Below are 22,789 nucleotides of genomic sequence, written 5' to 3' on the forward strand. Positions count from 1 at the left end.
GCGAAGGGTGTCCGTCGGCGGGGTTAGGCTCGGGCGGGGACGAGCGGTAGGAGTGCGGCGTGAGTGTGTGGGACGACCTGGTCGGCCAGGATCGGGTGGTCGAGCAGCTGACGGCGGCCGCGCGGGCGGCCCGCGCGACCGTGCTGGCCGGGCGGACGGCCGGTGCTCCGGCGGGTAACGCTTCGCTGATGACGCACGCCTGGCTGTTCACCGGTCCCCCTGGAGCGGGGCAGATCACCGCCGCCCGGGCGTTCGCCGCCGCACTCCAGTGCACCAGTCCCGATCTCGACCTCGGCGGCGTGCCCGGCTGCGGCTTCTGCGACGGCTGTCACACGGTGCTCGCGGGCAGCCATGCCGACGTGAAGTACGTCCGGACCGACGGGCTGTCGATCGCGGTGGCCGACATGCGCGAGCTGGTGATGCGCGCCGCCAGCTATCCGACCGGCGGCCGCTGGTCGGTGATCCTGGTGGACGCCGCGCACCGGCTGACCGAGGCTGCGGCCAACGCGCTGCTCAAGGGTGTGGAGGAGCCGTCCCCGCGTACGGTCTGGCTGCTCTGCGCCCCGTCGGTGCAGGACGTGCTGCCCACCATCCGTTCGCGATGCCGGCTGCTGGTGCTCCGGACGCCCGCCGCCGAGGCGGTGGCGGACATGCTTGTGCGCCGGGACGGGGTGGAGCCGGAGACCGCCCGGCTGGCCGCGCTGGCCGGGCAGGGCGACGTGGACCGGGCCCGGCGGCTGGCCGTGGACGACCAGGCCAGGGCCCGGCGGCTGGACGTGCTACGGATCCCCCTGGAGGTGGCCGACATCGGGGGCTGCCTGGCCGCCGCCCAGCGGCTGGTGGACACCGCGAAGGCCGATGCCGAGGCGCTCGCCGAGACCCAGGACGCCAAGGAGACCGGCGATCTGCGGGCCGCGTACGGCGCGACCGAGGGCAGCCGGGCGCCGCGTGGGATGGCCGGTGCGGTCAAGGACCTGGAGAAGCGGCAGAAGAGCCGGGCCACCCGGACGCGGCGCGAGACGCTCGGCGTCGCGCTGCTCGACCTGCTCGGTTTCTACCGGGACGTGCTGGCGCTGCAGTTCGGCGCGGGCGGTGCGCTGGCCAACGAGGACCAGCGGCAGGCGCTCGGCCGGGTCGCCGGGCAGAGCACGGCGGAGAACACGCTGCGCCGGATCGAAGCGGTGCTGGCCTGCCGCCGCGCGCTGGACCGGAACGTCGACCCGCTGCTGGCGGTCGAGGCGATGACGGTGGCGCTCCGAGCGGGCTGAGCCGCGCGGCGGGCGGAGTCGTGCGGTGGGCTGAGTCGTGCGGTGGGCTGAGCCGCGCGGAGCTGCCTGACGGTGCGTCACCTCCTTCCTTCGAGTGAATCCGGCACCCCCTCCGGGAGCCGCGCGGCTGTCCGCCGCTCCGTCCCGCACGCTGTGGACCGAGTACGCCGCGGCCCCGAGGGCCGGGCCGTCCGTGTTCGGTTCCCCGAGGTGGTGCGCCCATGCCCCGTCCGCTCCTCGTCGTCCCGCTGGTGCTGGCCCTGGCCGTCGGGCTCTGGCTGACCCGGGCCGCGCTGGTCCGCTGGCGCGACCTGAAGTCCGCGCAGACGTACGAACTGGTCGCCGAGCAGCGCCCGTTGCTGCTCCGCGCGGGGGGCGCGGTACTGTGCGGCATGTGCGTGACCGCGCTCACCGTGGCGGTCGCGCTGGACGGCCGGAGCGCCGATCCGGCCCGCGCCGCCGTCGTGGCGGCGGAGCGCCCGGCGGCCCCGCCGATGCCTTCGGCCGCAGTGGTGCCGGAACAGCCGCCGGTGGTCACCCGGTTCGAGCTGATCGGCAAGCCCGCCGGGGGCGAGCTCATGGAGGGTGCGGTGGCCGGTCCCGACGGTCGGCCGCGCACCGTGCGGGTCTGGCTGCCGGAGAAGTACCGGACCGACCAGCAGGCCAGGTTCCCGGTGGTGGTCATGCACGGGGGCACCGCCCGGAGGACCGCCGACGCCGAGGTTCCCGACGTCTTCGAGGGCATCGCCTCGGCCGTGAAGCTGGGCCGGGCCCGACCGTTCGTGGTGGTCGCACCCGAGGCGCCGACCGGCACCGAGCACCCCTGCGAGCTGGTCGCCGCCGCCCCGCAGGCGATCGCCGATGACCAGGCGCTGCGGACGGCGGTGGCCGCCGCGTTCCGTACCCTCCCTGCCGGGCCCGGCAGTTGGGGCGTGCTGGGCATCGACGGCGGGGCGGCCTGCGCGGCTGCCGCCGGGCTGGCCAGGCCGGACCTGTACGGGGCGGCCGCCGCCGTCTCCGGCCGGTACGACGCCACCGCCCTGGCGGGCACCGGTGCCGAGGCCCCCGAGGGCACCGCCGCCAAGTTGCTGCTGGCTGCCGCGAAGAGCGACACGGCCGGGCTGGACGCGGCCCGCAAGCTGCAGGCCGCCCTGCACGACGGCCGGGGCCGGGCCGCCAAGGCGAACGTCCGGATCTCCGACGTGGTGCAGGACTTCGCGCCGGACCGGGAGCGGGTGCGGCTGGTCCGGGTCGCGGCGCAGTACCTGGCGGAGAGCCTGACCCGGACGGGGTGAGCGTGGCCCGACCCGGGCGGGATGGGCGGGCCGGGGCCGCAGGGGCTTGGTGTGACCGGACCGCAGCGGCTGTGTCGGGGCCGGGACCGCTACGCTCGATGCCACCTGGTATCGAGCGAGCGCAGAGAGAAGCACCCATGCGAGCTGTCCGGCCGTCCCGCCTCGTGCCCGCCGTCCTGGCCGCCGCGCTGTTGCTCGGGGCCTGTACCTCCGGCGGTTCGACGCCCGGTCAGACCGTCTCCTCCGCACCGTCTGCGGACCACGCCACGGCGGCCGGCGTCACCCCGCTGGAGCCGCTGTCCGCCGAGATCCCGCCCACGCTCGCCTCGTACTACGCGCAGCAGCTCGCCTGGAAGTCCTGCGACGGTGAGTTCGAGTGCACCACCTTCAAGGTGCCGCTGGACTACGCGGCCCCGGCCGGCGGGGACCTGGTGCTGACTGCGGCCCGCAAGCGGGCCACCGGCGGCAAGGCCCGGCTCGGTTCGCTGCTGCTCAACCCGGGCGGCCCCGGCGGGTCGGCCGTGGAGTACGTCGAGGGCGTCGCGAAGGGGTACGACCCGGAGGTCAGAGGCGCGTACGACCTGGTCGGCCTCGACCCGCGCGGGGTCGGCCGGAGTTCGCCGGTGACCTGCCTCAGCGGCGACCGGATGGACGCCTACACCGCCGTCGACATCACCCCTGACGACCAGTCGGAGATCGACGCCCTGGTGGCGGCGGACCAGGAGTTCGCGGCCGGCTGCCGGGAGCGCTCCGGCGCCTTCCTCGGCCATGTCAGCACCGTCGAGTCGGCCCGCGACCTGGACGTGTTGCGGGCCCTGCTCGGCGACCAGAAGCTCAGCTATCTGGGCAAGTCGTACGGCACCTTCCTCGGCGCCACCTACGCGGGCCTGTTCCCGTCCCGGGTCGGGCGGATGGTGCTGGACGGCGCGATGGACCCGTCCCTGGACTCCCGGGCCGGCAACAAGACCCAGGCCGGCGGCTTCGACGTCGCCTGGACCGCTTTCGCCAAGGACTGCGCCAAGCGCGAGGACTGCCCGCTGGGCCGGGACGAGCAGCAGATCGGCCAGCAGCTCGACGCCCTCTTCCAGCGGATCGACGGCACCGCACTGCCCACCGAGTCGAGCCGGAAACTGACGGAGGCGCAGGCCACCACCGGCGTGATCCACGCGATGTACGCCGAGTTCCTCTGGCCGCAGCTGCGCACCGCGCTGACCACGGCCAAGGCGGGCGACGGCACGGCGCTGCTCAAGCTCTCCGACCAGTACTACGAACGGGATGCGGACGGCAGCTACCCCAACCTGATGTACGCCAACATGGCGGTCAACTGCCTCGACCTGCCCGCGCCGTTCGCCACCCCGGCGGAGGCCGCGGCGGCGGTGCCGGAGTTCGAGCAGGCGTCCAGGCACTTCGGCCGGGACATGGCCTGGATGGCGCTCGCCTGCGGCTACTGGCCGGTCAAGCCGACCGGGGCCGCGCACACCATCCGTGCCGCCGGATCGGCCCCGATCCTGGTGGTCGGCACCACGCGTGACCCGGCCACCCCGTACGCCTGGGCCCAGTCGCTGGCGGGCCAGCTGGAGTCCGGCCGGCTGCTCAGCTACGACGGCGACGGCCACACCGCGTACGGCCGCCACAACACCTGCGTCGACGGCGCGGTCAACCGCTACCTGCTCGGCGGCGACGCCCCGGCTGCGGGGACCCGCTGCGCGAAGTAATGGAAGTACGATCTTCGGCTCGGTAGGTACGATGTGCGCCCCAACTCATCCGGCCTCGCCCGCCGCCTGCCCAAGGAATGCTTCGTGCTCGGAGTCAACGACCTGGCGACGTACGTCCTAGGCGCCCTGGTCATCGTCCTGCTGCCCGGCCCCAACTCGCTCTACGTGCTCTCGGTCGCCGCCCGCAAGGGCATCCGCACCGGCTACTCGGCCGCTGCCGGTGTCTTCCTCGGCGACTTCACCCTGATAAGCCTCACCGCCCTCGGGGCCTCCTCGCTGCTGAAGGCCAATCCGGCGGTGTTCGCCGTGGTGAAGTTCGGCGGCGCGGCCTACCTGCTCTGGATCGGCTTCGGCATGCTCCGGGCGGCCCGCCAGCTCTGGCGCGAACGGCACGCCACCGTCGCCGACGCCGAGGAGGCACCGACCGCCACCGAGCGGCCGTTCCGGCGGGCGCTGGTGATCAGTCTGCTCAACCCGAAGGCCATCCTGTTCCTGCTGTCCTTCTTCACCCAGTTCGTCGACCCGGCGTACGGGCAGCCGGTGCTCTCCTTCTCCCTGCTCGGCGGCATCCTGCAGACCTTCAGCCTGCTCTACCTCTCCCTGCTGATCTTCGCGGGCACCACCCTCTCCACCGCCTTCCGCCGCCGCAAGCGCCTCTCGGCCGGCCTCACCAGCGGCGTCGCCGTCCTGTTCGCCGGCTTCGCCGCGAAGCTGGCCGTCTCCTCGGCCTGAAAGCCGGGTGCGGAGCACCTGCGTGCACCGTGTAGACTGGCTCGCGTTGCCGAAGGCGTGATCATCTCGCCGGGTGCAGCGGTGCCGCCTTAGCTCAGTTGGCCAGAGCAACGCACTCGTAATGCGTAGGTCTCGGGTTCGAATCCCGAAGGCGGCTCTGTGAAGGCCCCAGGACTCACTCGCCGTGACCTGGGGCCTTTGCCATTCCCGCCCACAGGGCGACACGCGAGTGTTCTGCGGCCGACAGGCGGCAGAAGTGGAAGCGCTCCCATGGTCTCGCCGACTGTTCACCGGTCGTTCCGGCCTTAAGCGGCCTACTCCGTTGACGGGCCAATACTGCGTCAACTAGCTTCGTTGGAAGCGCTCTCTATGGGAGCGCTCCCATTTCCAGAACCAGGAGAGACAGGTCTCATGGACGAGCCGCGCACCCAGATGGGGGACGCAGTCGGCACTCAGTTCGTCGAACGCAACCTCGATCTCGTCGGCAAGCTCTACCAGCGTTCCGTCTTCCCGGCGGTCCTTGACGTCGCGCGGGGCGGACGCCTCGCCTCGCCGCTGGTGGTCGACCTCGATCCGACCACCGTGTGCGACCTGGCCTGCCCCGAGTGCATCAGTTCGCAGGTGCTGCACCACGGTCAGATCGAGAAGGACCGGATCGTCCAGCTCGCCCACGAGCTGGCCGACTCCAAGGTCCTGGCGGTCATCCTGATCGGTGGTGGTGAGCCGCTGATGCACCGCTCGGTGGGCCGGATCATCGAGGTGCTGCACGGCGCCGGGATCAAGATCGGACTGGTCACCAACGGCACCCAGATCCACCGCTACGTCGACCAGTTGGCCGAGATGCTGTCCTGGGTTCGGGTGTCGATCGACGCCGGTACGCCCGAGACGTACGCGGCCTTCCGACCGGCCCGGGGCAAGCGCAGTGTCTTCCCCCAGGTCATCGAGAACATGCGGCTGTTGGCGACCCGTAAGGCGGGTCGGCTGGGCTACTCGTTCCTGCTGATGCAGCGGCACGACGCGGAGGGCCGGGTCACCGAGTCCAACTACCACGAGGTGTACCAGGCGGGCGTGCTGGCGAAGGAGATCGGCTGCGACTACTTCGAGGTCAAGGCGATGCTGGACGAGGACCACTACACGGTCAACCAGCGCGCCGAGGACGTCGCGGCGGTCGAGGAGCAGATCGCCCGGCTGCGCGAGCTCGAGGACGACGACTTCCACATCCTGCACTCCTCGAACTGGCAGGCCGTGCGCCACCACACCGAGGCGGTCCAGCCGAAGGACTACCACCGGTGCGCGACCGCCGAGTTGCGTACGACCATCACGCCGACCGGCGTGTTCGTCTGTCCGTACCACCGGGGCAACCCGAAGGGCCGGATCGGCGACATCCAGCAGTCCTCGTTCGCCGAGCTGTGGGCGGCGGCGGACACCTCGGTGATCGATCCGAGCACGGACTGCCAGTTCGTCTGTGCCAGGCACCCGTCCAACCAGGAGATCGCGCTGCTGCCGACCCGTCTCGAGGCGGAGCTGTGCGACGACTTCGACCCCTTCATCTGAGCGTGCGTCCGACCTCGGGCCGCACGTTGTCGACGAGCTTGGAGCCGCCATGCGAACAGCCGTGATCGGTGCCGGTGCGGCTGGCCTGACCTGTGTCCGGCAGGCCAGGGCCGCCGGACTCGACGTCATCTGCTTCGAGAAGGCCGCGGAGCTGGGCGGGATCTGGAACCCCGCCGGTGGCGGTGCGTACGCCGGTGTGCGGATGCAGAGTTCGCGGATGAGCATGCCGTTCTCGGACCATCCGCCGACCTTCGCCGCCGACTTCCCGACCCAGGCCGAGGTGCAGGACTACCTGCGCTCGTACGCCGAGCGGTACGGACTGCTGGACGCGGTCGAGTTCGGCAGCGAGGTGGTCCGGGTGGCGCGGGCGGACGGCGGCTGGGCGGTCACCGCCCGGACGGCCGACGGCCGGGAGCGGACCGAGCGGGTGGACGCGGTGATGGTCGCCAACGGCGAGCTGTGGCAGCCACGGCTGCCCGCTCGGCTGCCCGAACCCGGTGCTCCGGTAAAGGTGTTGGCCTCGCCGCAGTACCGGGGCGCCGCGGAGTACGCGGGGCAGCGGGTGCTGGTGGTCGGCGGCGGCGTGAGCGGTGCGGACATCGCGGCCGACCTGGCCGGTACGGCGGCGCGGGTGGACTGGTCGGTGCGGCGGCGGCAGCTGTTCCTGCCGCGCAGCATCGGCGGCCTGTACAACGACGCGCTGTTCTCGTACGCCGGCCGGGTGGCGGTCGAGGAGCTGCCATACGCCGAATATCTGGCGTGGATGGGCGAGTTGGACCCCGACTACCTGGCGATGTACCGGGCGACCGGGCTGCTGCCGGAGTCCGGGTTCCACGGCGCGGTGCACGTGAACGAGCGGATCGTGCCGAAGGTGTTCGCGGGCGAGGTGCATCCGGTTGCCGCGTTCGGCGGGTTCGCCGCGGACGGATCGGTGGAGTTCGCGGACGGCAGCGGCGGAACGTACGACGCGGTGGTGCTGTGCCTGGGTTACGAGATGCCGGACTACTCCTTCATCGAGCCGCTGCCCGGCGAGCTGCTGCGCCGCGAGGACCTGTACGAGCACCACTTCTGGCGGCACGATCCGACCCTGGCGGTGGTCAACACCCCGGTGGACACCGAGGCGTTCGGCACCGCGTGCCCCTACTTCGAGGCGGTCGCGGGGTGGGTGCTCGCGGTGCACACCGGGAAGGCCGCGCTGCCGGACGAGCGGGAGCGGGCCGAGTGGTGTGCGCGGCACCTGGGGGCACTGGAGGACCGGCGGTACCTGGACTGCTGGCTGGAGACCGTCCGGCTGGGCCTGTTGAGCGGCACCCTGCCGGACCCGGCGGTGGACTTCGGGGCGTACTGGACGCTGGTCGCCAGCCAGGTCGACCCGGCCAACCTGAGCCCGGCCAACCAGAGCCCGGAAAGCCTGACCTCGGCCAACCTCGACTCGGCCGACCTGGAGCCGGCCGACCTGGACCCGGGCCGGGCGCGGCCGGTGCCGGCGGCGCTGGACCACCGGCTGGACCTGGCCGGGGTACGGCACCGGATCCTGGCGGCGCTGCCGCTCGACGTCCGGGAGCGGCTGCTGGCCGCCGGCGAAGTGGATGTGGCCGATCTGGCTGGCGCGGCGGCAGTGCCGGCGGGCCGGGAGCTGGCGCCGTGGCTGCCGTACCGGCAGCGCGAGGACGACTGGGTGAGGGCGGCGGCATGACCGTGGAGGATGTCAAGGCGACGGCTGCACCGGTGAGCCGGTGGCGGCTGCTGGCCGACGGCGCGGTGCAGAGCCTGATCGGCGCGACCGGTGTGGTGGGGCTGGCGGGTGCGTTCGTGGTCCCGACCGTCAGCCTGTTCCTGAAGGACGCGGTGGGCGCGACCCCGCTGATGATCGGGCTGTTCTTCGCCGCTCGTTCGGTCGGTGAGATCGGTACCGACCTGGTGATGGGCGTGGTCTCCGACCGGCTGAGCGACCGGCGCAAGCTGCTGGTGGTGACCGCGCTGCTCAACGCGGCCGGTGCGCTCTGCTACTCGGTGCTGCGCGACTACTGGGTGCTGCTGCTGACCGGCATGGTCTGCTTCGGCCTCGGCGGCGCCTGCTTCGGGCAACTCTTTGCCTTCACGCGGGAGTTGGCCGAGGACCGGGAGGTGGACGCGCCGTTCTTCAACGGCTTCCTGCGGTCGGTGACCTCGGCGGCCTGGGTGGTCGGCCCGCCGGTGGCGTTCTGGCTGGTGGCGCAGTGGTCGTTCACCGTGCTGTACGCCACGGCGGCGGGGTTCTCTCTGGTGGCGGCCGTGATCTGCGCCTGGGGACTGCCGCGGATCGTCCGCCCGCAGGCCGCCCTCCCGTCGGAGGGGGGCTCCGGGGTGCGCGGTGCGTTCGCGGGCCTCGGCGGGCGAACTGCCTTGCTGCTGGCGGCGATCGTGCTGCTGCTGGGCGCCAACATGATGTACCAGATCAACCTGTCGCTGCGGGTCACCTCGGAGCTGCACCTCAGTGCGGCGTTCGCGGGTCTGCTGCTGGGCCTGAGCGCCTGCCTGGAGATCCCGCTGATGATCGCGGTCGGCACCTGGGCGGAGCGGATCGGCAAGGCCCGGATGCTGCTTGCGGCGACGGTCTGCGCCACCCTGTTCTTCGCCGTGCTGCCGCTGGCGGAGAGCCGCACCGCGCTGCTGCTGCTTCAGGTGCCCAACGCCTTCTGGACCGCCATCGTGATGAACATCCCCGTGGTGATGCTCCAGGACGCCCTGCCGGGCCGGGCGGGCACCGCCTCCTCGCTGTACGCGAGCGCGTTCAAGACCGGCATGTTCCTCGGTGGCCTCACCGTCGGCACGGTCGCCACCTGGACCGGGTACGGGCAGGTGTTCTGGGTGTGCGCGGGCCTCACCGCCGCGGCCGGAGCTCTGGTGTACCTGGCCCGACCCACGGGTGCCACTCCCGTCCCCACCGCCATCGACCAAGGGAGCGCCGCGTGACCACGCCGCCCGCCTGCACGGTGATCGTCCCGACCTACAACCGGGTCGGCCTGCTCCGGCACACGCTGGACTCGCTGGTACGCCAGCGCCTCTCGGCCGGCGACGGCTTCGAGGTGATCGTGGTGGACGACGGCTCGACCGACACCACGGCGGAGCTGGCCGAGTCCTACCGGGACCGGCTGGACCTGCGGTACCTCTACCAGGAGGACCAGGGCTACCGGGTGGCCGCCGCCCGCAACCTGGGCATAGCCGACGCCCGGGCCGAGGTGTGCGTCCTGGTGGACTCCGGGGTCGTGCTGCACTCGGGAGCGCTGGCCGCGCACCTGGCGGCGCACCGGGAAGCGGACGGTCCGGTGGCGGTGACCGGCTACGTCTTCTGCTTCAACGAGGGCAACGAGGACGGCGAGCTGATCACCAAGGCCATCGACCACGCCGACCCGGACGCCTCGATCGCCGAATTCGCCGCCCAACGGCACTGGCTGGACCTGCGCGAGACGTACTACGAGCGCTACGGCGAGGACCTCGGCGTGCTCACGGCGCCCTGGCTGATGTGGTGGACCTGCAACGTCTCGGCGAACACCGCGCAGCTGCGCGAGGTGGGCGGCTTCGACGAGTGGTACCGGGCGTGGGGTGCCGAGGACGTGGATCTCGGATACCGGCTGCACACGGCGGGCGCCCGGTTCGTCCTGCGCCGGGACGCCGCTTCGCTGCACGTGCCGCACGAGAAGAGCTACTCCGGGAACATGGCCGCGGCCGCCGCCAACTATCGGTACTTCGCCGAGAAGTTCGACACGCCGGTGGCGCACCTGGTGCCGGACAACCACTTCGAGGAGATCGAGGACATCCTGCGGTCGCGCGGCCTGGCGGAGGGCGAGGTCACCGAGCTGTTCGGCACGGTGTTCCGCGGCGGCGGAGCCGCCCAGACCGAGGGGGCGGCCCGGTGACGCCGCCGGTGATGGGCAGTTGGACCGAGTGGCACCTGCGCACCGAGCGTTCGGCGGGGACGGTGCTGGTGTTCTCGCCGCACCCGGACGACGAGGTGATCGCCTGTGGCGGCACGATCGCGCGGCTGGTGGACGCGGGCGTGCGGGTGCGGATCGTGTTCGCGACGGACGGCGCGATGTCGCACTCGGCGGTGCTCGGCATCCACCAGGACCCGACACCGGCCGAGCTGCGGCTGATCCGTCGGGGTGAGGCGCGGGCCGCGGCGAAGACGCTGGGGCTGCCCGAGGACGCGGTGCACTTCCTGGACTTCCCGGACACCGCACTCGCCGAGCACCTGACGGCCTTCCGTGGCAAGGTGCTTGACCTGTTGCGGGTGTACCCCGGCGTGACCGAGGTGTATCTCCCGCACGAGGTGCGGGAGTTGAATGCCGACCACCGGCTGACCGGGGAGACGGTGCTGGCCTGCCTGGCGCAGCTCGACCTGGACCCGATGGTCTACCGGTACGTGGTGTGGGACGAGCGGACCGAGCAGGAGTTCGCCTTCGTCAACCGCAACCCGCCGTCCGGCGCCGTCGAGTCGGCCGAGCAGCGGATCGCCGTGGACATCAGCGAGCAACTGCCGCGCAAGCAGGCCGCGTTCCGAGCACACCGGACGCAGGTCGAGCTGTTCGCCCCGGGGCAGACCCGGCCGGTGGTGCCGGAGCCGTTCCAGGAGCGCGTGTTCACCACCCCCGTCGAGGAGTTCTGGATCACCGAGCCGGCGGCCGTCCGGCTGGAAGTGGAGTAGCCACCGTGTCCGACCAGTCCCTGCCTGCTCTCCAACCGCTGTCCGCCTGGCCCAGGTTGGAGTCCGCCGTCGCGCCCGACCCCGAGGTCGAGGGCCGGGTGGCGGAGATCCTCGCGCAGCTGACCCTGGAGGAGAAGATCGGGCAGCTGGTGCAGCCCGAGCTGGCGCAGCTGACCGCCGAGGACGTCCGCGAATTCAAGATCGGGTCGGCGTTGAACGGCGCCGGGATCTGGCCGGACGGCAAGCGGCACGCCGCCGTTCAGGACTGGGTGGACATGGTGGACCACTTCTGGTCCGCCGCCGAGGACGTCTGGCAGGGCCGCCCGTTCCGGATCCCGTTCATGTGGGCCACCGACGCCGTCCACGGCCACAACAACGTGTACGGGGCGACGGTCTTCCCCCACAACATCGGCCTCGGCGCGGCCGGCGACCCGGAGCTGATGCGCCGGATCGGCACCGCGACCGCCCGCGAGGTCGCCGCCACCGGCATGGACTGGATCTTCGCGCCGACCGTCACCAACCCGCGCGATCGCCGCTGGGGCCGCTACTACGAGGGCTACGGCGAGGACCCGGCGCTGGGGTACGCGTACGGCCGGGCGATGGTGGAGGGCCTCCAGGGCGACGTGGCGGCGCTCCGGACCGACCAACGGGTGCTCGCCACGCTCAAGCACTGGATCGCCGACGGCGGGACGGCGGACGGCGGCGACCGGGGGACCGCCCACTGCGAGGAGCAGGTGCTGCGGGACATCCACGCGCAGGGCTTCCTGGGCGGGATCCGGGCGGGTGCGCAGAGCGTGATGGTCTCGTTCAGCAGCTGGGAGCACCCGGCCAACTACGATCACACCCCCGGCCGGACGGAGTCGTACAACGACAAGGTGCACGGCAGCCGCTACCTGATCACGGATGTGCTGAAGGACGCGCTGGGCTTCGACGGCATCGTGATCAGCGACTGGGACGCGCACGCGGAGGTGGCCGGCTGCTCGGCGGGCGATGCCAACTACGCGATCAACGCGGGGCTGGACGTACTGATGGTGGCCGGGCGGGAGGCCTGGCAGAGCGTGTACCGCAACGCCGTCGAGGGGGTGCGGTCCGGGGCGATCACGCAGGAGCGGATCGACGACGCGGTGAGCCGGGTGCTGCGGGTGAAGATGCGGGCCGGTCTGTGGGAGCGACCGCGGCCGCGCGAGCGTTCGCTGACCGTGCCGGGCGCGCCGGTGGTGATCGGCTCGGCCGAGCACCGGGAGCTGGCCCGGGAGGCGACCCGCAAGTCGCTGGTGTTGCTCAAGAGCACGCCCGGGGTGCTGCCGATCGCGCCCGGCGCCCGGGTGCTGGTCTGCGGCAGCGCGGCGGACGACCTGCAGAAGCAGTGCGGTGGTTGGACACTCACCTGGCAGGGCGACGACATCGAGCCGGCCGACCTGCCGGGCGGCGCGACGATGGCCGACGCGGTCCGGGCCGTGGTGGGCGACGGGAACTGCACCGTGGACGCGGGTCTGGAGCAGGCCCGGCCGGGCGACTTCGACGTCGCGGTGGTGTGTCTCGGCGAGGACGCGTACGCCGAGATGCGCGGCACCATCAAGCCGTGGCGCTCGATCGGCTATGCGGACCTCAAGCAGAGCTACGCGCGGGACCTGGAGCTGCTGCGGCGGCTGCGGGCGGACGGGGTACGGGTGGTCACGGTGTTCTTCACCGGCCGGCCGCTGTACTGCACCGAGGAGATCAACCTGTCGGACGCGTTCGTGGTGGCGTGGCTGCCAGGGCCGTTCGCGCAGGGGGTGACCGACGTGCTGTTCGCGGACGAGGCGGGCGGCGTCCGGTACGACTTCCAGGGGCGGCTGCCGTCGTCCTGGCCGCGCACCCGGGACGCCAGCGCGGTCAACCGGATCCCTCCGCACCTGCCGGAGTACCGGGTGCCGGCCGAGGAGACCGCACCGACCGGTCGGCACACGCCGCTGTTCGAGGTCGGGCACGGGCTGTCGGTCCACTCTCTCGCCGCTGTGGGCGAGTTGGAGCCGCATCTCCCCGAGGCGCCGCCCGAGCCGTCGGCGGTCGGCGGCGCGCTGCGGGTGCTGGACGCGGGCGGGACGCCGTACCGGCTGCGGGTCGGCGGGCACAACACCTGGTCGCGGGAGGACGTGCACCTGGACCGGCCGATGGACTGCCTGATCGTCCGTTCGGCGCCGCTGCCCGGTCTGGACGGCGCGCTGAACCTGGTGTTCAAGGGCTACCCGGCGTTCGTGTACGCGGAGGCGCCGAGCGGTGAGCCGGCCGACCTGCGCGGGTACCTGGACGGCGGCGGAAGCGTACGGTTCGCGGTGCGGGTGCGGCAGACGCCGTCGGCGCCGCTCTACCTGGCCTGCCACGACGACTACCCGGCCCAGCCCGGCCTCGACCTCGCCCCCTGGCTGGCGGGCGCCGGGCCGGATGCTTGGACCACGGTGTCGGTGCCGCTACGGGAGCTCGCGGCGATCGGCATGGACCTGCGGTACGTGGCGGTGCCGTTCATGCTCTACACGGCCGGGACCGCGGAGTTGGACATCGCGGAGATCAGCTGGCGGCTCGACGAGTAGTCCCCTGGTGGTAGGGCCCCGTTCGTAGGCAGGCCCCAGGACACGTTCTCCGTGACCTGGGGCCTCTGCCATGTCTGGGCACCGGCGCTGACCCACCGTCAGCCGTGGCGGGGTTCCCAGCGGAAGAGGCGGCGGCCAAGGACGGCCGCGCCGGCGGTCCAGGCAACGATGATCAGTAGGGCCGGGGCGGCGTGCTGCCAGCCGTGCAGCAAGTCGAGGGACGGCAGTTGGCCGCCGTTCCAGGATTCGGGGCCGAAGGGGCGGCCGAACCAGGCGGTGCGCAGGGTCTCCACCACGGGGGCCAGTGGGAGGTTGTGCGCGGGGGCCTGGAGCCAGTGCGGCATGGAGCTGAGGGGTGCCACCACGCCGCTGGCGAACATGCAGATCAGCAGGACGGGAGTGGCGATCATCGGTGCGGCCTCGGCGCTGGGCGTGAGGCCTGAGAGGGCCACGGCCAGGACGGCGAAGAGCAGGAAGCCGGCGGTCAGGGCGAGCAGGAAGAGCAGGGGGTCGGCGGGCAGCGGGGCGTCGAACCAGATCACGGCCAGGCCGCCCAGCACCACGACCTGGAGCAGGACCACCGCGCCGGCCGCGCCGAACTGCCCGGCGAAGATGGCGGTCGGGGGCACCTCGGTGCCGCGCAGGCGCTTCAGTACGAGGTCGTCCCGCCGTGCCACCACGCCGTTCAGCAGGTTGATGAAGGAGGTGACGAGGGCGAAGCCGATGAAGCCGATCGTGCTGTAGGCCGCCGCGTTCACCCCCGCGATCTGCTGGTCGCGCAAAGGGGCCGCGATCACCAGGTTGAGCAGGACCGGCAGCAGGAAGCCGATGAAGGTCGAACGCCGGTTGCGCCAGAACACCCGCCAGGAGAGCAGGAACTGGCCGCGGGCGTAGGCGGGCCAGGCCAGGTTCTGGCGGGTCGGGAGGGTGGTCGCGCTGCTCATCGGGTCTCCGCCTTGTCGTGTGCCAGTTGCAGGAAGACGTCCTCCAGGGAGGCGTTGCGCGCCTCGATGCCGTCCAGTTCGAGGCCCAGCTCCGCCGCCCAGCTGTGCAGGGCGGCCAGCGCGGGCGCGGTCCGGGCCACCGTGTAGCGCACCGCGCCGTCCGTGAGGGTGGGGGACTCGCCCAGGACGAAAGGGAGTTGAGTGGGGGAGACACCGGGGGGCAGTGGGAAGGTGATCCGGGTGCCCTGTCCGGACAGCACCTCCGCCACCGTCCCGACGGCAGCCAGCTGCCCTCGGTCCATGATGGCCACCCGGTCGGCCAACTGCTGTGCCTCCTCCAGGTAGTGGGTGGTCAGCAGGACGGTCGTACCGGCCGCCCGGAGCTCGCTGACCAGTCGCCAGGTGGCCCGGCGGGCCTCCGGGTCCATGCCGGTGGTGGGCTCGTCCAGGAAGAGCAGCTCCGGGGTGTTCAGCACGGCCAGCGCGAGGTCCAGCCGGCGTCGCTCGCCGCCGGAGAGCTGGGCCACCCTGGTGCCCGCCCGTTCGGTGAGCGCGACCCGGTCGAGGACCGTGGCGGTGGGCTGGGCACCGGAGATGAAGGAGCGCCAGGAGTCCACCGTCTCCCGGACGGTCAACTCCTTGAAGAAGCCGCCCTCCTGGAGCATCACACCGGTCCGCTGCCGGACCAGGGCGCCCTGGGTGTACGGGTCGAAGCCCAGCACCCGGACGGTGCCGGAGCTCGGCGGCGAGTAGCCCTCCAGGACCTCCAGGGTGGTGGTCTTGCCGGCGCCGTTGGTGCCCAGCAGGGCGAACAGCTCGCCCCGCGCGACCGTGAAGGAAATCCCTCGGACGGCTTCGTAGTCCTGGTAGCTGCGACGAAGGTCGGTTACCTCTACGGCTGGTTTCGCGGGAATTCCCGAGCCAGTGGTGAGTTTCATGGGATACAGGGTGAACCGGGATGCCTCTATAAGGCAAGTACACATCATCAGTGCAGGTCAGAGGGTATTCAAAATGTCATGGGTACAGGTGTGGCATTTTGCAGCGGTAAGTTTCTGACATCCCGTACTGACGCACCGACGGGCGTCGGGTGCATAGTTTCCTCATCGCCGAAAACGAGCCGGAGAAAAAGCCGGAAAGCGAATTGGCGCCGATGGTGACCAGCCCCGCCGGGGCAGGCGCCACACCCCGAAGGGAGCCCACCATGGCTGACAACAACACCCCCGCGAACGACCAGTTCGACATCGAGATCGAGGAGCTGGACAGCGTCAACGCCGGCATCTCCGTCAGCTCGCTGGCCTGCGCCGCCTGCCCGGTCTCGAGCTTCAGCTCGGTCTCCAACGCGGCCGCCGAGACCACGGTCGAGTAATTCGGGTCCTGTGCCGCGGTGAGCCCGCCCCCGGGTGGGGTCACCGCGGCACCCTGCTTCCCCCAGTCCTCAGTCCCCATCAGGCCAGCCAGTGAAGGAGAGCCGGGCCATGGAGAACCTCCGGCAGGAGCTGACGCGGTTCATCCAGCAGCCCGCCGCCCAGCAGGACCCGCCCGCGCTGTACCGCCGCCTGCTGGCCGAGGCGCCGGTGCTGGACCTCGGCCGGGTCCACGTCGTCTCCGGCTACCAGGAGATCGTCACCGTCCTGATGCACCCGGGGACGGCCGTCGACCCGACCACCGTCGGCCTGCCCAGGGCCGGTTCGACCGGGCTGGCCAGGATCGTCAACCGGATGCTCCCGATGCGCGACGGCGCCGACCACACCAGGCTCAAGCGCCTCGCCACCACCGCCTTCAGCGCCCGCCGCCTGGAGCAGATGCGCACCCGGATCGAGAGCACGACGGCCCGCATGCTCGAACCGCTGCTCGCATCAGGGGAGTTCGACGTGGTCGCCGATCTCGCCGTGCCGCTGCCGGTCGCCGTCTCCTGCGCGATCCTCGACATCCCCGACTCCGAACAGGAGCGGGTCACCGGCTGGGCCGGTCTGGTGGCGCGTTCGCTGCTCGACGACTTCGCGGACCAGGCGGACGGTGACCGGATCGCCGAACTGGACGCCGAGTTCGAGGAGTTCCGCAGCTACGTCGAGGAGTTGTGCGCCGCCCGCGCCGCCGATCCGGGAGACGACCTGATCAGCCGGCTCACCGTCGCCCGCGCCGAAGGGCGGCTGGACGACGAGGACCTGCTTGCCTTCGTCGTCATGCTGCTCGCCAACGGACTGGAGACGCTCACCTCCGGACTGGCCCTGGCCGTCTGGCAGTTGCTGCGCACCCCGGACCTCGCCGAACTGATCCGAGACCGGCCCGACCGGGCCGAGGCGGTCTTCGACGAAGCCCAGCGGCTCGGCAGCCCGGTGCGGGCCAGCGCCCGCGCCCTCACCCACGAGATCACCCTCGGCGACGCCGTCATCCCGGCCGGCCGGGTCGCACTGCTGCTGTACGCCGCGGCCAACCGGGACCCGCGCCGGTTCACCGACCCCGACGCCTTCGACCCGGGCCGGGCCGAGACGCGACACCTCGCCTTCGGCCACGGCCCGCACCACTGCCTGGGCGCGCCGCTCTCCCTGATGGCGGGCGCCGCCGTACTGCGCGGACTGGCCGAGGCCGGCCGGACGCGCGCGCTGAGCACCCCGCTGACCGAGCGGACGGTGCCGTGGAGCACGCAGTTCGTCTTCGGCGGGATGCAGGAGCTGCCGTTGCGCTGCCCGCTGACCGCCGGGTCGGAGCAGGACCTCGTGGGGGCGGGCCGGCCATGAGCATCACAGTCACCACCAGTAAGCGGACACCGGAGAGTGGGGAGATCGTGACCGTCGCGACCAGGCCGGACGGCCCGGACACCGAGCAGCCGGCCGTGGTGACCAAGGGGGCCATCGCCGTCGCGGCGGCCCGCGCCGCCGCAGTCCTGGAACCCGGGCTGGACCGTCCGGTCGGACTGGTCGGCGCCCGGCTCCGGGCCGCCGCCGCCGCGCTGCTGCTCGCGGTCGGAGCAGGAGGCGGCTGGGTGGCGTTCGGCAGCCTGCCGCACACCCTCGCGCTGCCCGCCGTGCTCGCTCACGGGACGGCCCCGGAGACCGTCCGGGCCGACCAGGCGGGGGCCCTGCACTCGTACCAGGTGGCCACCGGAACCCGGGTGGCCCAGGGACAGACGATCGCGACGCTCAGGACGGTGGTGGGCGATGAGCTCGTTGTCCGGGCGCCGCACGCCGGTACGGTCACCGCGCTGCTCGCCACGCCGGGAGGGACGCTCGCCCCCGGGGCGGGCATCGTCGCGCTGGACGCGGCCCAACTGCCGGAGACCGTACGGATATTCGCCACCTCGCTGCGCGACGCCCGGCAGCTCGTACCCGGACGGACGGTGCTGGTGCCGGTGCCCGGAGCCGGCGCGGTCGAGGCCACGATCGCCGAGGTGGACGCACTGCCGATCCGGGCCGACGCGCTGGACGGGACGTTCACCGTGCCACTGCCCGGTGTGCCCACCGGTTCGGCTCCGGTGTGGACGGCCTACGCCCAGATCCCCGCCTCCGCGACGCAGTTGCGCGGTCCGGTGCCACTGACCGTCTCCGTCGACCTGGGCGCCAGGCACCCGTACGAGGCCGTGTTCGGATCGGGGGCCGGTCGATGAGCCTCGATGTACGCGAGACGGCGGCGCCCCGGGTGGAGCAGGAACGGCCGGAGCCGCCGGCCCGGCGCAGGCCGCGCCGCCACCTGCGGACGCCCGTGGTGCCGCAGATGGAGGAGCAGGACTGCGGCGCGGCCTGCCTCGCCGTGGTGCTGGGCGCGTTCGGCCGCCGGGTGACCCTCCAGGAGGCGTCCCGGGCCTGTGGGGTGAGCCGGGACGGCGTCAGCGCGGCCGCGGTCGCCAAGGCAGCCGGCCGGTACGGGCTGCTCGCCCGGGCGCGGCGGGTGGTGCGGACGGAGCAGCGGCTGCTCGGTTTGGAGGGCCTGCAGGTCCCGTCGATGGTCCTGGTCACCGGACCGCACTTCGCGGTCTACGAGGGGATCAAGCGGGGCCGGGTACACCTCAACGACCCGTCGCTGGGTACGCGTTCGGTGACCCCGGCCGAGTTCTGGGAGTCGTTCTCCGGGATCGCGGTCGGTTTCGAACCAGGACCGGACTTCGAGGTCGGCGGCCGACGCTTCCCGCTGCTGCGGGCGTTGACGGCCCGGATGCGCGCGTTCGCCGGGCCGCTGCTGCTGGCGGTGCTGCTGGCCGTGACGCTGGCGGTGCCGGGGGTGGTGGCGGCATTCCTGCTGCGGGCGTACCTGCGGTCCGTGGTGATCGAGGGGACGGCAGCCTGGGGGGTGCCGCTGACGCTCGCGGCCGCCGCCGTGGCCGGGACCGTACTGCTCGGCACCTGGCTCCAACAGACTCTGGTCAATCGGGTCTTGGAGGCGATGGCGGCCCGTTCCTCGGCCGGGTTCCTCTGGCGGTTGCTGCGGCTGCCAGGTTCGTTCTTCCACCGCCGCCAGTTGGGCGGCCTGGTGACCCGGGTCCAGATGAACGACGGCCTGGCGATGCTGCTGTCGTACCGCCTGTCCGCTGCCGCCGCGGCCGCTGCCGCTGCCGCCGTGCACCTGGCCGCACTGACCTGGCTGGAACCGCGGCTGGCGGTGGTGCCGGTGGTGGTGGCGGCCCTGGACATCGTGGCACTGCGGGTCGCCGACCGGCGGCGCGGCGGCCTGGTGCACCGGCTGCACGCGGAGCAGTACAAGCGGGACGGGGTCGCGTTCTCCGGGGTGTCGGCGATCGAGACGCTGAAGGCGGAGGGGGCGGAGGACTCGTTCTTCCGGTCCTGGGCGGGCTGGCAGGCCCGCGCGATGGAGACCGGCCAGCGGGTCACCACGGCGGTCATCGTGCCGCTGTCGCTGCCCGGCGCGCTCAACTCGGCGGCCACGGCCACCGTGGTGGTGGCCGGCACCTCGATGCTGCTCGGCGGCTCGCTCTCGGTCGGCACGCTGCTCGCCTTCATGCTGCTGCTGAACGGGTTTCTCTCGCCGGTCGGCCAACTGGTGAACGCGGTCTCGGAGCTCACCGTCGCCCGGGCGCAGAACACGCTGCTGGAGGACGTCGAGAGCACCGAACCCGATCCGTACCTGACGCCGGTCCTGGACGCCCCCGCCGAGCCCGCTCCGCGGCTCACCGGTGAACTGGAGCTGCGCGACGTCGAGTTCGGCTACGACCCGAACCGTCCGGCCACGCTGACCGGGATCTCGCTGCACATCCGCCCGGGCGAATGGGTGGCCGTGGTCGGCGGCAGCGGTAGCGGCAAGTCCACCGTGGCCAGGCTCGCGGCCGGGGTGCTGCGCCCCTGGTCGGGCCAGGTGCTGCTGGACGGTCGTCCCCGCGAGGACTGGCACCGCGCCGTCGTGACCGGCCAGGTCGCCTACGTCGAGCAGCAGTTGAGGCTCTTCGAGGGCACCGTCCGGGAGAACCTGACGCTCTGGAACCCGGCCGCCGACGAGGACGCCCTGCGGCGCGCGCTGGACGACGCCGAGGTCGCCGAACTCGTGGCCCGGCGTGGCGGGCTGGACGCCGGACGGATCGACGAGGACGCCCGCAACCTCTCCGGCGGCGAGCGCCAGCGCCTCGAGCTGGCCCGCGCGCTCGCCCTCGATCCGGCCCTGCTGGTGCTGGACGAGGCCACCTCCGCGCTGGACGCGCACACCGAGGCGGCGGTCAACGAACACCTGCGGCGCCGGGGGACCACCTGCCTGGTACTGGCCCACCGCCTGAGCACCATCCAGGCCGCCGACCGGGTGGTCGTGCTGGTCGGCGGCCGGATCGTGCAGCAGGGCGCACCGGCCGAGCTCGCCGCCGTCCCAGGACCGTACCGGACCTTGCTCGCCGAGAAGGCGTCCGCCGAGAACACGAAGGAGGAGACGTCATGACCGCCACGGCCACCGTCCAGGCCAACCGCACCGCGCTCGCCGCCGCCGTCGGCGTGCTGCACGCCGGCCGGGGCGGACGACCGGCCCACCGGGCCCCCGGACACCCGGCCGAGCAGGCGCACGCCGTCCTGGTCGCCCTGGGTGCGGTCCCGCAGGGGGCCGAACTCCCGCCCGCCGTACGCGACTCCCGTGACCCGCTGACCGCGCTGCTGCGGTCGGTCGGGGTGCGGTACCGGCCGGTGACACTTCCGACCGGGGCGGACGGGCGGGGCGATCCTGGTGGGACGGCCGGGCCGATGGTGGGGTTCGCGGCGGACGACGGCCGGGCGGTCGCGCTCGTGCCGCGTCCGGCGGGCGGTCACCGCACGTACGACCCCGGGGGCCGGGGCGAGGTCGCCCTGCAGGCCGGAGCGCTGCTGCTCTACCTGCCGCTGCCCGAGGGCGAGTTGGGTCCGGCGGATTTGGCCCGGTTCGTGCTGCGGGTGCCGGGTGCCCGGCGGGACCTGGGGCGGCTGACCGCAGCCGGCCTGGGGGCTGCCCTGCTCGGGCTGATGGTGCCGCTGAGCGCCGGTGTGCTGATGCCGCAGTTGCTGGCGGCCGATCGGCACCCGGTGCGCTGGCTGACCCTGCTGCTGGGGTCGGCGGTGCTGGCGGCCTGGCTGCTGGTGATCGTCCGGAACACCGCGGCGGTACGGCTGACCGGCCGGGTGCAGAGCGCGTTGGAACCAGCTGTCTGGGACCGTCTGCTCGGTCACGACGCCCGGTTCTTCCGCGACTACACCACGGGTGACCTGGTGCACCGCGCCAACGCTGTCGCCCAGGCCAGGGCCGCGCTGTCCGAGGTGCTGGTCAGCGCGGTGCTGGGGGCGGTGTTCGCCACCTCGGGGCTCACCGTCCTGATGCTGGTGGACGCCTGGCTCGGCGGGCTGCTGCTGCTCGCCGTGCTGGTGGTGACCGGGCTGCTGCTGTTGCTCGGTCGCCGCCGCCAGCGCCACGAGAGTACGGTCTTCGAGCTGCACGGGCAGCTGAACGGTGTGCTGTACGGGCTACTGCTCGGCATCGACAAGATCCAGACGGCCGGCCGGGAGATCCAGGCGTTCGCCCGCTGGGCGGTGCCGTTCGCCGCCCAGAAGCGGGCCGACGCGGCTGCCCAACGGGCCGACGCGGCGGCCGCTGCCCTCACCGCAGGTCTCCAACCGCTGCTGCTGGCAGTCCTGTTGGCGGGAGCGATGCTCGACGGCGGGACGCCGTCCGGGCACCTGATGGCGGCCGGGGTGGCGGCCGGCCAGGTCGCGGCGGCGCTCGGCCAGGTCACCCACGCCGCAGCCAGCGCGTACGGGATCGCGCCGGTGCTCGACCGGATCCGGCCGATCCTGGCCGAGGTCCAATCATCCAATGCTTCCCATCAGTTGACCGATCCCGGGGAACTGCGGGGCAGCGTCTCGCTGGACCGGGTGACGTTCCGCTACCCGGGGACGGCCGCACCCGTGCTGGACGGGGTCTCGCTGCACGCCGAGCCCGGCGAACTGGTGGCGGTGGTCGGCCCGTCCGGGGCCGGCAAGTCCACCCTGGTACGACTGCTGCTCGGCTTCGAGACGCCCGAGACCGGCACCGTCCGCTACGACGGACAGGACCTGGCGGGGCTGGACGCCCGGCTGGTCCGGCGCCGGCTCGGCGTGGTGCTCCAGCACGGCCGCATGCTGCGCGGCTCGCTGCTGGAGAACCTGGCCGGCAGCGACCCGGACGTGACCGAGGAGCAGATCTGGGAGGCCGCCGAACTGGCCGGGATCGCCGACGAATTGCGCGCTCTGCCGCTCGGCCTCGGCACCCGGGTCGGGGAGGACGCCCAAGGGCTCTCCGGGGGCCAGGTGCAGCGCCTGCTGCTGGCGCGCGCCCTGGTCCGGCGGCCCGCCGTCCTGCTGCTGGACGAGGCCACCTCCGCGCTCGACAACGCGACCCAGCTGCGGGTCGCCCGAGCCGTCGCGGGCCTCGACCGCACCCGGGTGGTGATCGCCCACCGCCTCAGCACCATCCGCACCGCTGACCGGATCCACGTGCTCTCCGGCGGCCGACTGACGGCCTCCGGCACCTACGACGAACTACTCGGCCACGACCCGCTGTTCACCCGACTCGCCCGACTCCAGGAGATGTGA

General features: G+C 72.6%; 17 protein-coding genes and 1 tRNA gene. 16 read left to right on the forward strand and 2 right to left on the reverse strand.

Going from position 1 to position 22,789, the window contains the following annotated elements:
• Positions 1-59: 59 nt before the first annotated feature.
• The 11 genes from ACKUU6_RS17780 to ACKUU6_RS17830 all read left to right on the forward strand — a co-directional run bounded on the left by ACKUU6_RS17780 (position 60) and on the right by ACKUU6_RS17830 (position 13,821).
• Entirely contained in the window at positions 60-1,268 is a 1,209-nt protein-coding gene (locus tag ACKUU6_RS17780; RefSeq protein WP_407989555.1) for a DNA polymerase III subunit delta', read from the forward strand.
• A 221-nt stretch (positions 1,269-1,489) separates the two neighbouring features.
• Entirely contained in the window at positions 1,490-2,563 is a 1,074-nt protein-coding gene (locus tag ACKUU6_RS17785; protein WP_407989556.1) for a hypothetical protein, read from the forward strand.
• A gap of 137 nt (positions 2,564-2,700) precedes the next feature.
• Positions 2,701-4,278 carry an alpha/beta hydrolase gene (locus ACKUU6_RS17790; RefSeq protein ID WP_407989557.1) on the forward strand — a complete coding sequence of 526 codons (1,578 nt, stop codon included), beginning with the start codon at positions 2,701-2,703 and terminating at the stop codon, positions 4,276-4,278.
• 84 nt (positions 4,279-4,362) lie between these two features.
• Positions 4,363-5,010: a leucine efflux protein LeuE gene (gene leuE, locus ACKUU6_RS17795; protein ID WP_407989558.1), complete on the forward strand. Its 648-nt coding sequence runs from the start codon at positions 4,363-4,365 to the stop codon at positions 5,008-5,010.
• 83 nt (positions 5,011-5,093) lie between these two features.
• Positions 5,094-5,167, forward strand: a tRNA-Thr gene (locus ACKUU6_RS17800).
• Between the two features lie 254 nt (positions 5,168-5,421).
• Complete coding sequence (locus ACKUU6_RS17805; RefSeq protein ID WP_407989559.1) at positions 5,422-6,564, forward strand: radical SAM/SPASM domain-containing protein; 1,143 nt, start codon at positions 5,422-5,424, stop codon at positions 6,562-6,564.
• A 49-nt stretch (positions 6,565-6,613) separates the two neighbouring features.
• Positions 6,614-8,260, forward strand: a complete 1,647-nt coding sequence (locus ACKUU6_RS17810; RefSeq protein WP_407989560.1) for an NAD(P)-binding domain-containing protein — start codon at positions 6,614-6,616, stop codon at positions 8,258-8,260.
• Positions 8,257-9,519, forward strand: coding sequence for a sugar efflux transporter (locus ACKUU6_RS17815; protein ID WP_407989561.1), 1,263 nt, complete (start codon positions 8,257-8,259; stop codon positions 9,517-9,519). The genes ACKUU6_RS17810 and ACKUU6_RS17815 overlap by 4 nt, the downstream gene beginning before the upstream one ends.
• Positions 9,516-10,463, forward strand: coding sequence for a glycosyltransferase (locus tag ACKUU6_RS17820; RefSeq protein WP_407989562.1), 948 nt, complete (start codon positions 9,516-9,518; stop codon positions 10,461-10,463). Before ACKUU6_RS17815 ends, ACKUU6_RS17820 begins: the two co-directional genes overlap by 4 nt.
• The gene (locus ACKUU6_RS17825) at positions 10,460-11,251 is read left to right on the forward strand and encodes a PIG-L deacetylase family protein (RefSeq protein WP_407989563.1); all 792 of its coding nucleotides are present in this window, start codon (positions 10,460-10,462) and stop codon (positions 11,249-11,251) included. Before ACKUU6_RS17820 ends, ACKUU6_RS17825 begins: the two co-directional genes overlap by 4 nt.
• A 5-nt stretch (positions 11,252-11,256) precedes the next feature.
• A complete protein-coding gene (locus tag ACKUU6_RS17830; protein WP_407989564.1) occupies positions 11,257-13,821 on the forward strand; it encodes a glycoside hydrolase family 3 protein in 2,565 nt (854 codons plus the stop codon).
• Between the two features lie 98 nt (positions 13,822-13,919).
• On the opposite strand, the gene ACKUU6_RS17835 is transcribed toward ACKUU6_RS17830, so the two are convergent.
• A complete protein-coding gene (locus tag ACKUU6_RS17835) occupies positions 13,920-14,765 on the reverse strand; it encodes an ABC transporter permease (protein ID WP_407989565.1) in 846 nt (281 codons plus the stop codon).
• Positions 14,762-15,703 (reverse strand): ABC transporter ATP-binding protein, encoded by a 942-nt coding sequence (locus ACKUU6_RS17840; protein WP_407989566.1) that lies wholly within the window; start codon positions 15,701-15,703, stop codon positions 14,762-14,764. The genes ACKUU6_RS17835 and ACKUU6_RS17840 overlap by 4 nt, the downstream gene beginning before the upstream one ends.
• A 263-nt stretch (positions 15,704-15,966) precedes the next feature.
• Between ACKUU6_RS17840 and ACKUU6_RS17845 the strand changes: the two genes are divergently transcribed.
• From ACKUU6_RS17845 to ACKUU6_RS17865, 5 genes are all read left to right on the forward strand, one after another.
• Positions 15,967-16,131: a hypothetical protein gene (locus ACKUU6_RS17845; RefSeq protein WP_407989567.1), complete on the forward strand. Its 165-nt coding sequence runs from the start codon at positions 15,967-15,969 to the stop codon at positions 16,129-16,131.
• Positions 16,132-16,240: 109 nt separating this feature from the next.
• Complete coding sequence (locus ACKUU6_RS17850) at positions 16,241-17,503, forward strand: cytochrome P450 (RefSeq protein WP_407989568.1); 1,263 nt, start codon at positions 16,241-16,243, stop codon at positions 17,501-17,503.
• A complete protein-coding gene (locus ACKUU6_RS17855; RefSeq protein WP_407989569.1) occupies positions 17,500-18,369 on the forward strand; it encodes a hypothetical protein in 870 nt (289 codons plus the stop codon). The genes ACKUU6_RS17850 and ACKUU6_RS17855 overlap by 4 nt, the downstream gene beginning before the upstream one ends.
• Positions 18,366-20,636 carry an ATP-binding cassette domain-containing protein gene (locus ACKUU6_RS17860; protein ID WP_407989570.1) on the forward strand — a complete coding sequence of 757 codons (2,271 nt, stop codon included), beginning with the start codon at positions 18,366-18,368 and terminating at the stop codon, positions 20,634-20,636. The genes ACKUU6_RS17855 and ACKUU6_RS17860 overlap by 4 nt, the downstream gene beginning before the upstream one ends.
• Positions 20,633-22,789, forward strand: a complete 2,157-nt coding sequence (locus tag ACKUU6_RS17865; RefSeq protein WP_407989571.1) for an ATP-binding cassette domain-containing protein — start codon at positions 20,633-20,635, stop codon at positions 22,787-22,789. Before ACKUU6_RS17860 ends, ACKUU6_RS17865 begins: the two co-directional genes overlap by 4 nt.

The organism is Kitasatospora sp. CMC57 (assembly GCF_045866025.2).
GTDB lineage: Bacteria > Actinomycetota > Actinomycetes > Streptomycetales > Streptomycetaceae > Kitasatospora.